We start from the raw sequence: 13899 nt of genomic DNA on the forward strand, positions 1-13899 counted from the left end.
GTACCCGCTTCGTCTGGTCGCCTGCCCCTGACCCGCGCCTAGTGCTGGGACGCCGACTTGTTTCCGGGGCGATGTCGACCCAGTCTAGGTACAACCGAGATCAGCGCGGCCACCGCCAGGCCCGCACAGGTGATCCAGAACACGGCCGCGGTGTCGAACAGCGTCACCGCGACGGCCCCGAACGCCAGCAAGCCGGCCCACAGGTAGATGAGCAGTACGGCCCTTCGCTGGGAGTGGCCGATCTCCAGCAACCGGTGGTGCAGGTGCATCTTGTCGGCCGCGAACGGGCTCTCCCCTCGCCGCGTACGCCTGATCACGGCCATGACGAGGTCGAGAAGCGGCAGGAAAAGCACGGCCGCGACGACGAAGAGCGGCGAGAGCAGCGCGACGACGTCGGTGGCGTCGAACGAGGTGTAGTTGATCTTCCCGGACGCCGACGTGCTCGCCGCGGCGAGCATCAGCCCGATCATCATCGAGCCCGAATCGCCCATGAAGATCTTCGCCGGCTGGAAATTGTGTGGCAGGAAGCCGAGACAGGCACCCGCGAGCGTCGCCGCGATGAGCGCGGGGGGGTAGGTGCCGACATCACCCCCAGACGACGCGAGAAGCCCCAGCGAGAACGCGCACGTCGCGGCTGCCGCGATCAACCCGAGCCCGCCGGCCAGCCCGTCGAGGCCGTCGACGAAGTTCATCGCGTTGACCATGACGACGACGAGCAGCACGGCGAGCAACCCGCCCTGGTTGCGGTCGAGGATCAGCACCTGGCCCAGCGCGTCGCCGTCACCACCCCACGGAACCCAGAACGACACCCACTGGAGTCCGAACAGGACAAGGATGCCCGCGCACATGATCTGACCGGCGAGCTTGGTCCACGCGTCGAGCTCGAACCGGTCGTCCAGAGCGCCGATCAGCACGATCACCGCGCCACCGACGAGCACGGCGACGGGGTCGTAGGAATACTCGAAAGCCCGCCGCAGCACGGGCAACTGGTGTGCGACGGCCATTCCGCCGAGGACCCCGATGTACATCGCGAGCCCTCCCATCCTCGGGATGGGCACGACGTGCACGTCACGTTTCCGGGGGACGGCGACGGCGCCGACCTTGATGGCGAATCGTCTGACGACGGCGGTCAGCAGGAACGTCACGGCCGCGGATATTAGGCCGACGAGAATGTACTCACGGATGGGAAGTCCAGCCGTCACGGTAGGCGTCACGAACGGGTCATCCCCTGCGAACGAGGGACAGCGAACTCACGGTGCGCAACGCTACCGCTACGTGTCACGCTCACTGTCCCGGGCCGACCTCGACGCCGAGCACCTCCGAGACCGCCGCCGCGGTCACGGCGCCCTCCCTCAGCAACACCGGTTCGCTTCCGGTGAGATCGATGATCGTGGAAGGAACCGGCTCGCCGCTCGGGCCGCCGTCGAGGTACACCGAAACGGACTCGCCGAGCTGGTCCAGCGCGTCCTGCGCGGTCGCGGCAGGCGGCCTTCCCGACACGTTGGCACTGGAAACCGCCATCGGGCCGACTTCGCGCAGCAGCTCGATCGCGACGGGATGCAGCGGCATCCGCAACATCACGGTGCCCCTCGTCGTGCCGAGGTTCCAGTTGAGGCTCGGCGCGTGCGGCAGCACCAGCGAGACGTCGCCCGGCCAGAACGCTTCGATGAGTGTCCTGGCCTGAGGCGGCACACCGAGCACGAGACCGTCCACTGTGGACCACGAGCCGACGAGAACCCCGACCGGCATGTCGGGTCCTCTGTGTTTGGCTTGCAACAGCGAACGCACCGCACCCGCGTCGAACGCGTCGGCGCCGATGCCGTAGACGGTGTCGGTCGGCAGCACGACGAGCCTGCTCGACCGCACGGCCGAAGCCGCCGCGTGGAGCCCATCCGCCCTGCTGTCCGGTTTGCTGCAGTCGTACACCGCGCTCATGCGCGAGAGCTTAGCCCCGTAGCGCGGTGACGAACCGGGGACGTCCGGTGAGGTCGGTGTGGCCAACGACGTCCCGCAGCACCCTGCGCGATTCGAGCAGGCCCGGCACGACCCTGCCGTGGGTGTCGTCGTGCTCGATGGCGAGCCCGCCTCCCGGCCGCAGCAGCCTGGCGGCCGTCGTCACGACGTGCCTGATCACGTCGAGCCCGTGCCCGCTCGCGAACACCGCCCGCGGAGGGTCGTAGCCGGCGACCTCGGGGGGAACCTCGGTGCCCTCCGGAACGTAGGGCGGGTTACACACCACGAGATCGACGAGTCCGTCCAGCTCCGCGAACACCGTGTGGTCGGCGACATCGCCCGAGTAGAGGCGGATGGCCGTATCGCCCACCTCGACCCTGGCGTCGGCGTTGTGCCTCGCCCAGGCGAGCGCGTGCGGATCGTTGTCCAGCGCGTACACGACCGCGTCCTGCCTCGCGTTGGCGAAGGCGAGCGCCAGCACTCCCGAGCCCGTGCACAGGTCGACGACGACCGGGTACTCACGGCCTCTCAGTAATTTCAGGCCCCATTCGAGCAGCAACTCCGTCTCGGGCCTCGGCACGAAAACGCCCTGGCCGACCGCGACCGTAATGTCCCCCATCGCGGCCCAGCCCGTCAGATGCTGTAGCGGGATGCGTTTGGCCCGCTGCGCGACGAGCTGGCCGATCGCCTCGATGACGGCGGGATCGACGAGCGGGATCAGCGGCAGCCTTCCCCTTTCGACGCCGAGAACGTGAGCGACGATCAGTTCCGCGTCGTTGCGCGGGGACGCCACTCCAGCCTGGTCGAGGATCCGCGTCGCCTCCAGGATCGCCAAGCGCAGTGGCTGTCTCTTCACAAGGTCCAGCCTGGCATATGGACTAATCCCCCGCCGCGACATATGCCGCGAGTGTGCTGCGTGTCCGCATCAGCTCGTCGAGCTTGGCGTCCTGCGCGGCAAGCTCGTCGCGCAAGGTCCTGACGAGATCGGGGCACAACTCGAACTTCAGCCCGTCAGGTCCCCAGCCCGCGGTACAGGGCAGCACGAATCCGATGGTCTCCGTCGAGAGACCGGCCGAGAGCAACGACCTGATCTGCCGCACCTGAGTCACCGCGTCCTCGCCGTAGACGCGGTATCCGGCGCTCGTCCGCTCGCTGCTGAGCAAACCCTGCTGTTCGTAGTAACGCAGCAGGCGCGCGCTTACCCCTGTGCGCGTGGACAACTCACCGATCAGCATGCACTCCACCTCAACGAGCAGTTGACCTTCACATCGATGTCAAACTCCAACGCCGCCGCATGGCAAAACATTTCGCGTCGACGGTCCTCGACAGCGGTCGAACCGCAGGCGATCCCGCCGACCGAGGAAGCCACAATGGATGGACCGCTGGGCGCCCGAACGCGGATCTCGACCCGCTGAATGCGGATCTCGCGCGCCTGGACGCGGATCTCGGTGTCCTGGGCGGGGGACTCGCGCGCACGCCGCACGACGCGCGCGCACGGGTCAGGACTGGGCGGCCAAGCGCTCCTCGCGGTCCGCGTCGCGAAGCGCGTCGAGCACCCCGTCCAGTTCGCCGTCCAGCACCTGGTCGAGGTTGTAGGCCTTGTAGTTGACGCGGTGGTCGGAAATCCGGTTCTCCGGGAAGTTGTAGGTCCGCACCCTTTCGGACCGGTCCACGGTCCGCACCTGCGACCGGCGCGCGTCGGCCGCCTTCGCCGCGGCCTCCTCCTCGGCGATGGCCTGCAACCTCGCCTGCAACACCTGAATCGCGCGGGCCCTGTTCTGGATCTGCGACTTCTCGTTCTGGCAGGACACGACGATTCCCGTCGGCACGTGCGTCACTCGCACCGCCGAGTCGGTGGTGTTGACGCTCTGCCCACCGGGCCCCGACGAACGGAACACGTCGATCCGCAGGTCGTTGGGGTCGATCTCGACCTCGACGTCCTCCGGTTCGGGGTAGATCAGCACCCCGGCAGCCGACGTGTGGATCCGGCCCTGCGATTCGGTCGCCGGAACCCGCTGCACGCGGTGGACCCCGCCTTCGAACTTCAGCCGCGCCCACACACCGTCCGGCTCGGCGCTCTTGGTCTTGAACGACACCGTGACGTCCTTGTAGCCGCCGAGGTCGGACTCGTTGGAGTCGAGTACTTCGGCCTTCCAGTTGTGCCGCTCGGCGTACCGCAGGTACATGCGCAGCAGATCGCCCGCGAACAGCGCCGATTCCTCGCCGCCCTCGCCCGACTTGATCTCCATGAGCACGTCGGAGCCGTCATAGGGGTCGCGGGGCAGCAACTGCTCGGTCAGTTTCGCCTCCAGCACGGGAATCCTCGCCGCGAGCTCGTCAGCCTCGATCGCGAAAGCCGGATCCTCCGCGGCGAGTTCGGTCGCCGCGGCGAGATCCGCCCTCGCGGCTTCGAGCTCGTTGAGGGTCTTGACCATCGGCGACAACTCGGCATAGCGCTTGCCCAGCTTGCGCGCCCTGCCCTGATCGGCGTGCACGGCGGGGTCGGCGAGCTGCTGTTCCAGCTCCGCGTACTCGTCGAGCAGACCCTGAAGGGAACTCGATTCCACTGCCATACCTTTCCTGGTGCCCGCCGGTGAACAAGAAAACGGCGCCCGTACCCGCCTGAAAACAGGCAGGTACGAGCGCCGTCGATGAAGCTACTTGGCGTCGTCCTTCTTGCCGCGCTTGCCGTAACGAGCCTCGAACCGTGCGACCCGGCCACCGGTGTCCAGAATCTTCTGCTTGCCGGTGTAGAAGGGGTGGCACTTCGAGCAGATTTCGACGTAGATGTTGCCGCTGCTCTTCGTGCTGCGCGTGGTGAAGGTGTTGCCGCAACCACAGGTCACCTCGGTGACCACGTACTCGGGGTGGATTCCGCTCTTCATGGTGTCCTCTCTCGGTGGCCGCCGGGTCCTCTGTGAGGTGAACCGGAGCCGGACGTCAGCGGGCCCATTCTGCCAGATCAGCCGCTGCCCGGAACAACGCACCCCGGCCACCGCCTATTCCTCACCCAGGTCACCAGCCGTGGGCAGGTCATGGTCGACGAGGTGATGCCGAACACACCACGAAGCCTCGTCCACAGTGCACCCACGACGACGAAACCCCCGGAGACCGCGAGGACTCCGGGGGTTTCGCGAACGTCGAGTGTCAGTCGTCGTCGTTGCCAGGCGCCGTCTTGGACACCTGCATCAGGAACTCGATGTTCGTCTTCGTCTTGCGCAGCCGGTCGATCAGCAGATCGATGGCCTGCTGCGAATCGAGCGCGTGCAGCACCCTGTGCAGCTTGTGGGTCACCGCGAGCTCGTCAGGCGAAAGCAGCAGCTCTTCCTTACGCGTACCCGACGGGTTGACGTCGACGGCGGGGAAGACCCTGCGTTCCGCGATCTTGCGGTCGAGCTTGAGCTCGGCGTTACCGGTGCCCTTGAACTCCTCGAAGATGACGGTGTCACCGGTGGAACCGGTTTCCACCATCGCCGTCGCGAAGATCGTGAGCGAACCGCCGTCCTCGATGTTGCGAGCCGCGCCGAGGAACCGCTTCGGCGGGAACAGCGCGGTCGAGTCGACACCACCGGAGAGGATCCGGCCGGAGGCCGGTGCCGCCAGGTTGTAGGCACGGCCGAGCCTGGTGATGGAGTCGAGCAGCACGACGACGTCGTGTCCCATCTCCACGAGCCGCTTCGCCCGCTCGATCGACAGTTCGGCGACCGAGGTGTGGTCTGACGGCGGGCGGTCGAAGGTCGAGGCGATGACCTCTCCCTGCACCGACCGCTGCATGTCGGTGACCTCTTCCGGCCGCTCGTCGACGAGCACGACCATGAGATGGCACTCGGGGTTGTTCGTCGTGATCGCGTTGGCGATGTCCTGCATGATCGTGGTCTTACCCGCCTTCGGCGGCGACACGATCAGCGCGCGCTGTCCCTTGCCGACCGGCATGACGAGGTCGATGACCCTCGTGGTCAGCTTGTTGGACTGAGTCTCAAGCCGCAGCCGCTCGTTGGGGTACAACGGGGTCAGCTTGTGGAACTCGGGCCGCTTCTTGGCGACCTCGGCCTCAAGCCCGTTGACCGAGTCGACCCTCACCAGCGGGTTGAACTTCTGCCGCTGCTGCTCGCCTTCCTTCGGCTGCTTGACCACGCCGGTGATCGCGTCGCCGCGCCGGAGGCCGTGCTTGCGCACGAGCGACAGCGAGACGTAGACGTCGTTGGGACCCGGCAGGTACCCGGAGGTCCGCACGAACGCGTAGTTGTCGAGCACGTCGAGAATGCCCGCGACGGGAAGCAGGACGTCGTCGTCGCGGATCTCTGTGTCGGTGCCACCGCCGCCGCTGCCTTCGCCCCGGCCACCACGGCGCCTGCGATCACGGAACCTGCGGCCACGGCGGCCACCGCGCTCGTCGTCGTCCTGGTCGTCTTTGTTGTTGTTCCGCTGGTTGTCGCGCTGCTGGTTGTCGCGCTGGTTGCGCTGACCGCCCTCGCGCTGACCACCGTTCGGCCTGCGGTCGTCCCCACCGGAACCGCCGCGCTCGGCGGACTCGCCTCGGTTGTTGTCCTCATCGCGCTGCTGCGCGTTGTCCTGGCTGCCCGCGGGCCTGCTCGAACCACGCCTGCGCCTGTTGGACCGGCCCCCCGTTTCGTCGGACCGCTCGTCGTCACGCTGCTCGGCTTGCGCTGAACCGTCGGTCTTCACCGGCGACTTCCGTGCTTCACCGTCCTGCGCCGGCTTCGCGGCCTTGTCCTGCTTCGCGGGGGCCTTGTCGACCTTCGCCCGCTCCGAAGACTTGCCAGGAGCGTCGGCCTTCTCGGCGGCCTTGGCCTCGCCAATGCCTTCGAGTGGCAGCGTCTCGCTGCTGTTCGACGTGGTCCGCCCCCGCTTCGTCTTGCCTTGGCGCTCCCGGATGGCGGCGATCAGATCGCCCTTGCGCATTCCGGTGGTGTCACCGACGCCCAGCTCGGTGGCCAGCGCGCGAAGTTCGGCGATGACCATGCCGGACAGTCCACCCGGACGCCGTTTCGGTGCCGCGCCGGCACCGTTGGATTGCGGCGCCTGCTCCCCGGAACCCGGCGATGCCTGGGTATTCACGTCGCCGCTTAAAAGATCGGTGTTGCTCACACATGTCCTTCCTGACCGGTCCACGCCTCCACGGTGGGCCAGCGGACCGCCGCCCGCGTCCGAATTGCGAGACGGCGTTCTAGGTCCCTTGCACGCGTTCCGGCTGAGACATGGAGTCGCAGCGGCGGAGCCGCATGCACGGGATGGAATCGATCACCGCGTCTACCGGGAACCCGCGTCGAATAAACGGAAGATGCGACCGGGAAGATCCCGGGACCATCACCGGGTGCGGAATGTTGCACGGTGACCGAACGCCCCCGAGGGTAGACCGACCGAGGTCGAGGTGCAACAACCACCCCCTGCGTGGCGTGCCAAATGAGAGGCTCGCTACCCACGCTACCCGGTCGTCACCCGCACGCCCGACATGTCGACAGGCAGCTCGGAGACTGTAAACCCGGTAACGTCGACACCACCCGGCAGTATTCCCGACGTGGTCAGCGCCAGTACCGTCGGACCGGCGCCGGAGATCGCGGCGGCCACCCCTTCTTCCCGCAACGCCCGCACCAGCTTCGCGCTCGCGGGGTAGGCGGGGGCGCGGTAGTCCTGGTGCAGTTTGTCCTCTGTGGCGGCGAGCAACAGTTCCGGCCGGTCGGTGAGCGCGAGCACCGCCAGTGCCGCCCTGCCCGCCGTGAACGCCGCGTCGGCGTGCGGGACGGATTCCGGCAGCAGACCGCGCGTCTCCCCCGTCGACGAACGTTCCTCCGGAACGGCGACGACGGGACGGATGGCGGGGTTGGGGACCAGCCGTTCGGCGAAAAACCGGTCGCCGGAGTGCCATGCGAGCACGAATCCGCCGAGCAGGCTCGCCGCCGCGTTGTCGGCGTGTCCCTCGAATTCGGCGGCGAGTTGCAGGGCCTCGTCGTCGATGGGCGCGCCCGCGAGGGTGTATCCGGCGACGATTCCCGCCACCACGGCGGCGGCCGACGAACCGAGTCCACGCGCGTGCGGGATCGCGTTGTGGCAACGAAGATGCAGCCCGGGAACCTCGATCCCGAGCCGTTCCGCCGCCCTGCGCAGTGCCGTCACCACAAGGTGTGTTTCGTCGGTGGGGACCCCGCCCATGTCCCCTGCGCCCGCGTCGATCACCTCGACCTTGAGACCCGTTCCGGTCACCCGCACCTCGACCGCGTCGTGAAGGCCGAGCGCCATCCCGAACGCGTCGAACCCCGGTCCGAGGTTCGCCGTGGAGGCCGCGACGGTGACCGTGAACTTCACGAAAGCTCCAGCGCCGCCGCGACAGCCCTGGGGTCGACCGCGAGTGGTTCGACCTCGACGTTGCCGTCGAGCGCGGTGGCGGGGTCCTTGAGCCCGTGGCCCGTCACCGTGCACACGACGGTGGAACCGCGAGGAACCCTGCCGTCCGCCGATGCCGCGAGCAGACCGGCGACGCTCGTCGCCGAAGCGGGTTCGACGAAGACGCCTTCCTTGCGGGCCAGCAACCGGTACGCGTCGAGGATGCGCTTGTCGCTGACGGCATCGAAAAGGCCGCCGCTCGCGGTCTGTGCCTTGACGGCGCCCTCCCAGGAAGCGGGGCTGCCGACCCTGATCGCGGTCGCGATCGTCTCCGGCTCCGCGACCGGTTCGCCCTTCACGAGCGGAGCAGCGCCCTCGGCCTGGAAACCGAACATGCGCGGAGTTTTTCGCACTACGCCGTCGGCGGCGTATTCGGTGTAACCGGCCCAGTACGCGGTGATGTTGCCCGCGTTGCCGACCGGAAGGCAGTGGATGTCGGGTGCCGTGCCGAGCACGTCGCAGATCTCCCACGCCGCGGACTTCTGCCCGACGAGCCGAACGGGATTGACCGAGTTCACCAGGGTGACCGGATAGTCGGCCGCGGTCTTGCGGGCCAGTTCGAGACAGTCGTCGAAGTTGCCGTCGACCTGGAGGATGCGCGCGCCGTGCAGCACGGCCTGCGCCATCTTGCCCAGCGCGATCTTGCCCTGCGGCACGAGCACGGCGCTCGTGAGCCCCGCCCTCGCCGCGTAGGCGGAAGCCGAAGCCGAGGTGTTGCCGGTCGAAGCGCAGATCACCGCTTTGAGCCCGCTCGCGAGCGCGTGCGTGATGGCGACCGTCATGCCCCTGTCCTTGAAGGAACCGGTGGGGTTGGCGCCCTCGACCTTGAGGTAGACCGTGCACTTCGTCAGTTCCGAGAGATGCGGCGCCTCAAGGAGCGGGGTGTTGCCTTCGCCGAGCGTGACGACCTTCGCGCCATCGGGAATGGGGATACGCGAGGGATACGCGTTGATGATCCCCGGCCAACCCGGCTTCGTTCCGGCGATCGTGTTCACGAGTCCTCACCTTCCACCCGCATGACGCTGACGACCTCGCGGACGACGTCGAGTTTACCAATTTCGTCCACAGTGGACTTCAATGCGGCGTCGGCCGCGAGATGCGTCACGATCACCAGACTCGCCATGGACATGCCGTCCCGCTGGCGAACCGCCGCGATGCTCACGCCGTGCGCCGCGAAAACCTGAGCCACCTGGGCGAGCACGCCAGGCCGGTCGGCGACGTCGAGGCTGATGTGATATCTCGTCGGCGTCTGGCCCATGGGACGCATCGGAAGCGCGGCGTGTGCCGATTCCCTCGGACCATGGCCTCCGGCGACCCTGTTGCGGGCCGCGGCGACAAGGTCGCCGAGCACGGCGCTCGCGGTGGGGGCGCCGCCCGCTCCCTGGCCGTAGAACATGAGCTCACCGGCGGCGTCCGCCTCGACGTACACGGCGTTGAACGCGCCGTTCACACCTGCGAGCTGGTGGCTGCGCGGGATCATCACGGGATGCACCCTCGCCGAGACGGACTCGGTGCCGTCGTCGGCGGTCACCCGCTCGCAGATGGCGAGCAGCTTGACCGTGCGGTTCAGCAGCCTCGCGGCAGCGATGTCCGACGCGCTGATCCCCGCGATGCCCTCACGGTGGACCTCGGCGGCGGTGACCCTGCTGTGGAAGGCGAGCGAAGCCAGGATCGCCGCCTTCGAGGCCGCGTCGTAGCCGTCGACGTCGGCCGTCGGGTCGGCTTCCGCGTAACCGAGTCTCGTTGCCTCGTCGAGGGTTTCGGCATATCCGACACCCGTCGAGTCCATTGCGGACAGAATGAAGTTGGTTGTGCCGTTGACGATTCCCATCACCCGCGTGATGCGGTCACCGGCAAGCGACTCGCGCAACGGCCGCAACAACGGGATGGCACCGGCCACCGCCGCCTCGTAGTAGAGGTCCGCGCCCGAGGAATCCGCGGCCTCCGACAGCTCGGCCGCGTGCAGCGAAAGCAGCGCCTTGTTGCCCGTGACGACCGACTTGCCCTTGCGCAGCGCGGTGAGCAGCCAGCCCTTTGCCGGTTCGATTCCGCCGATCAGTTCGACGACGATGTCCACATCGGACTCGACAAGCTCACCGGCGTCGGCGGTCAGCAGGTGCTGCGGAACCTCTGGATGCCGGTCGGGGCGGCGCACCGCGATACCGGCGAGTTCCACCGGAGCCCCGATTCGCGCGGCCAGCTCATCGCCCTCCTCGATGAGCATCCGCGTGACCTCACTGCCGACCGTCCCGCAGCCGAGCAGCGCAACCCGCACACTCCGCCCGTCGAGCGTCGCGACCGTCATCGCACCTCCCCTTCACCGTGGTGACTCCCGCGAGCGGCACACCCACGAGTCCTGCCGTATTGGCTCACAGCGCTCACAGAGCCTCCAGCCGCAGCATGTCCTCGTCCGTCTCCCGCCGGAGCAGCAACCGGTGACTCCCGTTGCGCACCGCGACAACGGCAGGCCGAGGCTGGCGGTTGTAATTGCTCGCCATCGAGTAGCAGTAGGCACCGGTCGCCGCGACCGCGAGCAGGTCCCCAGGAGCAAGGGTGTCGGGCAACCAGCAGTCACGGACGACGATGTCGCCGGACTCACAGTGCTTTCCCACGACCCGGGACAGCAGGGCCGACACCGGCTCCGGCTGGCCGTCGCTGCTGCTTCGCGAGACGAGCCTGACGTCGTAGGCAGCGTCGTAGAGCGCGGTGCGGATGTTGTCGCTCATGCCGCCGTCGACACTCACGTACCTGCGCGCGGTCTCGTCGCCGAGTGACACGTCCTTGATGGTGCCCACCTCGTACAGCGTGACCGTGCCAGGACCGGCGATGGCCCTTCCCGGCTCCCCCGCGATCCTCGGCACGGGAAGGTCGGCGAACTCGCACTCTTTGCGCACGATCTCCCTGATCTGGGTGACCATCTGCGCCGGGGGCGGCGGGTTGTCCTTGTCGGTGTACGCGATGCCGAAACCACCACCGAGGTCGACGACGGTGAGCTGTTCCAGCGCCTTCGTACCGTGTTCCTTGTGCAGCTCGGCGATCAACCCGATGACCCTGCGCGCGGCGACCTCGAACCCGTCGGCGTCGAAGATCTGCGAGCCGATGTGACTGTGCAGGCCGGTCAGCGCCAGCGATGGCGAGTTCAGCACCCTCCTGACGGCTTCGGCCGCATCACCGGAAGCAAGCGAGAACCCGAACTTCTGGTCCTCGTGCGCGGTCGCGATGAACTCGTGCGTGTGCGCCTCGACGCCGACCGTGACCCTCACCAGGACGGACTGCACGATGTCGCGCCTGGCCGCCAGATCGGCGAGCCTCGCGATCTCGTAGAACGAGTCGAGCACGATCGTGCCGACCCCCGCGTCCAGCGCGGCCTCCAGCTCGGCAACCGACTTGTTGTTGCCGTGGAAGGTGATGCGCTCGGCCGGGAACTCCGCGCGCTGAGCGATGACCAGCTCGCCGCCGCTGCACACGTCGAGGCTCAGCCCCTGCGCGGCGACCCAGCGGGCGATCTCCGTGCACAGGAACGCCTTCGACGCGTAGTGCACGAGCGAGGCGTCCTCGAAAGCAGCCGCGTACTCGGCGCACCTCGCCTTGAAGTCGGCCTCGTCGATGACGAAAAGCGGGGTGCTGTACGTTCGCGCCAGTTCGCGCACGTCGACGCCGGCGATCCGCACGACGCCGTCCGGCGCGCGATACGTGTTGCGCGGCCACACCTTGGGATAGAGTCGATCCAGCTCGTCCGAAGTGGACGGAGGGAATCCGGCTTGGTCAACGTGCGGGTAAACCTCGGCGTGCCGCGGCCCCGCGGGGTGAGCGCACATTCTGCAGTGTTCCTACATTCGTTCCGGGGCTGATACCCCTAGCAGCGACAGTCCATTGGCGAGCACCTGTCGGGTGGCCTCGCACAGCGCAAGGCGAGCGTAGGTAAGCGGGGTCGCCTCCTCGTCTCCCTGCGGCAGAATTCGCGCAACGTCGTAGAACTTGTGGTACGCCGACGCGAGCGATTCCAGGTAGCGGGCGACCCGGTGCGGCTCCCGCAGCTCCGCGGCCTTCCGCAGCACGGTCGGGAACTCCCCGATCGTCCTGATCAGGTCACCCTCCCTCGGAAGAGTCAACAACCCGAGGTCCACATCGGGGTCGGTGTCCAGCTTCAGGTCGGCGGCGTTGCGCTGGAGCGAGGCGAGGCGCGCGTGTGCGTACTGCACGTAGTAGACCGGGTTCTCGCTGCTGTGCTTACGAAGCAGGTCGAGATCGACGTCGAGGGTCGAGTCGACGGAGTAGCGTGCCAGCTCGTAGCGGGCCGCGTCGACGCCGACCGCCTCGACAAGATCCTCCATCGTGACGACCGTGCCGGCGCGCTTGCTCATCCGCACCGGCTTGCCGTCGCTGACCAGGTTGACCATCTGGCCGATCAGCACCTCGACGACGGCGGGGTCGTAACCCAAGGCCGCCGCGGCGGCTTTCAGCCGCACGACATAGCCGTGGTGATCGGCCCCCAGCATGTAGATGCACAGGTCGAAACCGCGCTCGATCTTGTTCCTCAGGTAGGCGATGTCACCGGCGATGTAGGCGGGATCACCGTCGCCCTTGATGACGACTCTGTCCTTGTCGTCGCCGTGGTCCTTCGACCGCAGCCACCAAGCGCCCTCGGCCGGATAGAGGCTGCCCGACTCCTTCAGTTCGCCGACGACGGCGGCCACGGCGCCGGAAGCATGCAGCGAGTCCTCGTGGAAGTAGACGTCGAAGTCGGTACCGAAGTCGTGCAGGCTCTGCTTGATCTCGCCGAACATCAAGTCGATACCGATGCGCCTGAACGTCTCGCGCCGCTCGGCTTCCGGCATCGACAGCGCGCTCGGCTCCTTCTTGAGCACCTCGGCCGCGATGTCGTTGATGTAACTGCCCGCGTACCCGTCCTCTGGCGCTGGCTCGCCCTGCGCGGCGGCGATCAGCGAGTTGACGTACCGGTCGATCTGCGCGCCCGCGTCGTTGAAGTAGTACTCACGGGTGACGTCGGCGCCCTGCGCGCCGAGCACCCTGCCCAGCGCGTCGCCGACGGCGGCCCACCTGGTGCCGCCGAGGTGGATCGGACCGGTCGGGTTCGCCGAGACGAACTCAAGGTTGATCTTGGTACCGGCATAGAGGTCACCCTTGCCGTACTCGTCGCCCGCCGCGAGCACCTGCTTCACGACCTCGCCCTGCGCATCGGCGGCGAGCCGCAGGTTCAGGAAGCCGGGACCTGCCACCTCGGCAGCCTCGACACCATCGGCCTGCCCGATCGTCTCGGCCAGCGCCTCGGCGAGCTCGCGCGGCTTGAGCCCCAGCTTCTTGGCGATCTGGAGCGCGATGTTCGTGGCGTAATCGCCGTGTTCCGGGTTACGGGGTCGCTCCACCGTGACCTTCTCCGGAAGCACGTCCTGGTCGAGGCCGCGAGCGGCCAGCAAGGTGACGGCGGAGGAGCGAACAAGGTCGGCAAGTGCGGCGGGAGTCACCAGCCGAGTGTATGTGGCAGCGTGCTCGCGGTTGACAGCGACCAGGTGCCATCGACAA

Annotated in this window: 12 protein-coding genes; all 12 read right to left on the reverse strand. The window is 67.6% G+C overall.

Annotation, left to right across the window (positions count from 1 at the left end; genetic code table 11):
* Nucleotides 1–38: 38 nt before the first annotated feature.
* On the reverse strand, nt 39–1214 hold the full coding sequence (locus BAY61_RS25680; RefSeq protein WP_091806818.1) for a glycosyltransferase family 4 protein: 1176 nt from the start codon (nt 1212–1214) through the stop codon (nt 39–41).
* Nucleotides 1215–1284: 70 nt separating this feature from the next.
* The gene (locus BAY61_RS25685; RefSeq protein ID WP_091806816.1) at nt 1285–1935 is read right to left on the reverse strand and encodes an L-threonylcarbamoyladenylate synthase; all 651 of its coding nucleotides are present in this window, start codon (nt 1933–1935) and stop codon (nt 1285–1287) included.
* Between the two features lie 10 nt (nt 1936–1945).
* The gene (gene prmC / locus BAY61_RS25690) at nt 1946–2809 is read right to left on the reverse strand and encodes a peptide chain release factor N(5)-glutamine methyltransferase (RefSeq protein ID WP_091806814.1); all 864 of its coding nucleotides are present in this window, start codon (nt 2807–2809) and stop codon (nt 1946–1948) included.
* Nucleotides 2810–2831: 22 nt separating this feature from the next.
* Nucleotides 2832–3188, reverse strand: coding sequence for a MerR family transcriptional regulator (locus BAY61_RS25695; protein WP_091806812.1), 357 nt, complete (start codon nt 3186–3188; stop codon nt 2832–2834).
* Nucleotides 3189–3452: 264 nt separating this feature from the next.
* The gene (gene prfA, locus BAY61_RS25705) at nt 3453–4520 is read right to left on the reverse strand and encodes a peptide chain release factor 1 (RefSeq protein ID WP_091806808.1); all 1068 of its coding nucleotides are present in this window, start codon (nt 4518–4520) and stop codon (nt 3453–3455) included.
* 90 nt (nt 4521–4610) lie between these two features.
* Entirely contained in the window at nt 4611–4838 is a 228-nt protein-coding gene (gene rpmE, locus BAY61_RS25710) for a 50S ribosomal protein L31 (RefSeq protein ID WP_091806806.1), read from the reverse strand.
* Between the two features lie 262 nt (nt 4839–5100).
* The gene (gene rho / locus BAY61_RS25715; protein WP_091806805.1) at nt 5101–7062 is read right to left on the reverse strand and encodes a transcription termination factor Rho; all 1962 of its coding nucleotides are present in this window, start codon (nt 7060–7062) and stop codon (nt 5101–5103) included.
* Nucleotides 7063–7398: 336 nt separating this feature from the next.
* Nucleotides 7399–8277, reverse strand: a complete 879-nt coding sequence (gene thrB / locus BAY61_RS25720) for a homoserine kinase (protein WP_091806788.1) — start codon at nt 8275–8277, stop codon at nt 7399–7401.
* Nucleotides 8274–9350, reverse strand: a complete 1077-nt coding sequence (gene thrC / locus BAY61_RS25725; protein ID WP_091806785.1) for a threonine synthase — start codon at nt 9348–9350, stop codon at nt 8274–8276. The genes thrB and thrC overlap by 4 nt, the downstream gene beginning before the upstream one ends.
* Nucleotides 9347–10660: a homoserine dehydrogenase gene (locus tag BAY61_RS25730; protein ID WP_091806782.1), complete on the reverse strand. Its 1314-nt coding sequence runs from the start codon at nt 10658–10660 to the stop codon at nt 9347–9349. Before BAY61_RS25730 ends, thrC begins: the two co-directional genes overlap by 4 nt.
* A 73-nt stretch (nt 10661–10733) precedes the next feature.
* Complete coding sequence (gene lysA, locus BAY61_RS25735) at nt 10734–12173, reverse strand: diaminopimelate decarboxylase (RefSeq protein WP_091806779.1); 1440 nt, start codon at nt 12171–12173, stop codon at nt 10734–10736.
* A 12-nt stretch (nt 12174–12185) separates the two neighbouring features.
* On the reverse strand, nt 12186–13841 hold the full coding sequence (argS, locus tag BAY61_RS25740; protein WP_091806774.1) for an arginine--tRNA ligase: 1656 nt from the start codon (nt 13839–13841) through the stop codon (nt 12186–12188).
* Between the last annotated feature and the right edge of the window lie 58 nt (nt 13842–13899).

The organism is Prauserella marina (assembly GCF_002240355.1).
Taxonomy (GTDB): Bacteria; Actinomycetota; Actinomycetes; order Mycobacteriales; family Pseudonocardiaceae; genus Prauserella_A; species Prauserella_A marina.

What these genes read in the sequence shown, in the direction of transcription:
- BAY61_RS25685 (WP_091806816.1), bottom strand. Translation starts at nt 1,935, where the DNA reads ATGAGCGCGGTGTACGACTGCAGCAAACCGGACAGCAGGGCGGATGGG.
- BAY61_RS25695 (WP_091806812.1), bottom strand. Translation starts at nt 3,188, where the DNA reads ATGCTGATCGGTGAGTTGTCCACGCGCACAGGGGTAAGCGCGCGCCTG.
- rpmE (WP_091806806.1), bottom strand. Translation starts at nt 4,838, where the DNA reads ATGAAGAGCGGAATCCACCCCGAGTACGTGGTCACCGAGGTGACCTGT.
- BAY61_RS25730 (WP_091806782.1), bottom strand. Translation starts at nt 10,660, where the DNA reads ATGACGGTCGCGACGCTCGACGGGCGGAGTGTGCGGGTTGCGCTGCTC.
- lysA (WP_091806779.1), bottom strand. Translation starts at nt 12,173, where the DNA reads ATGTGCGCTCACCCCGCGGGGCCGCGGCACGCCGAGGTTTACCCGCAC.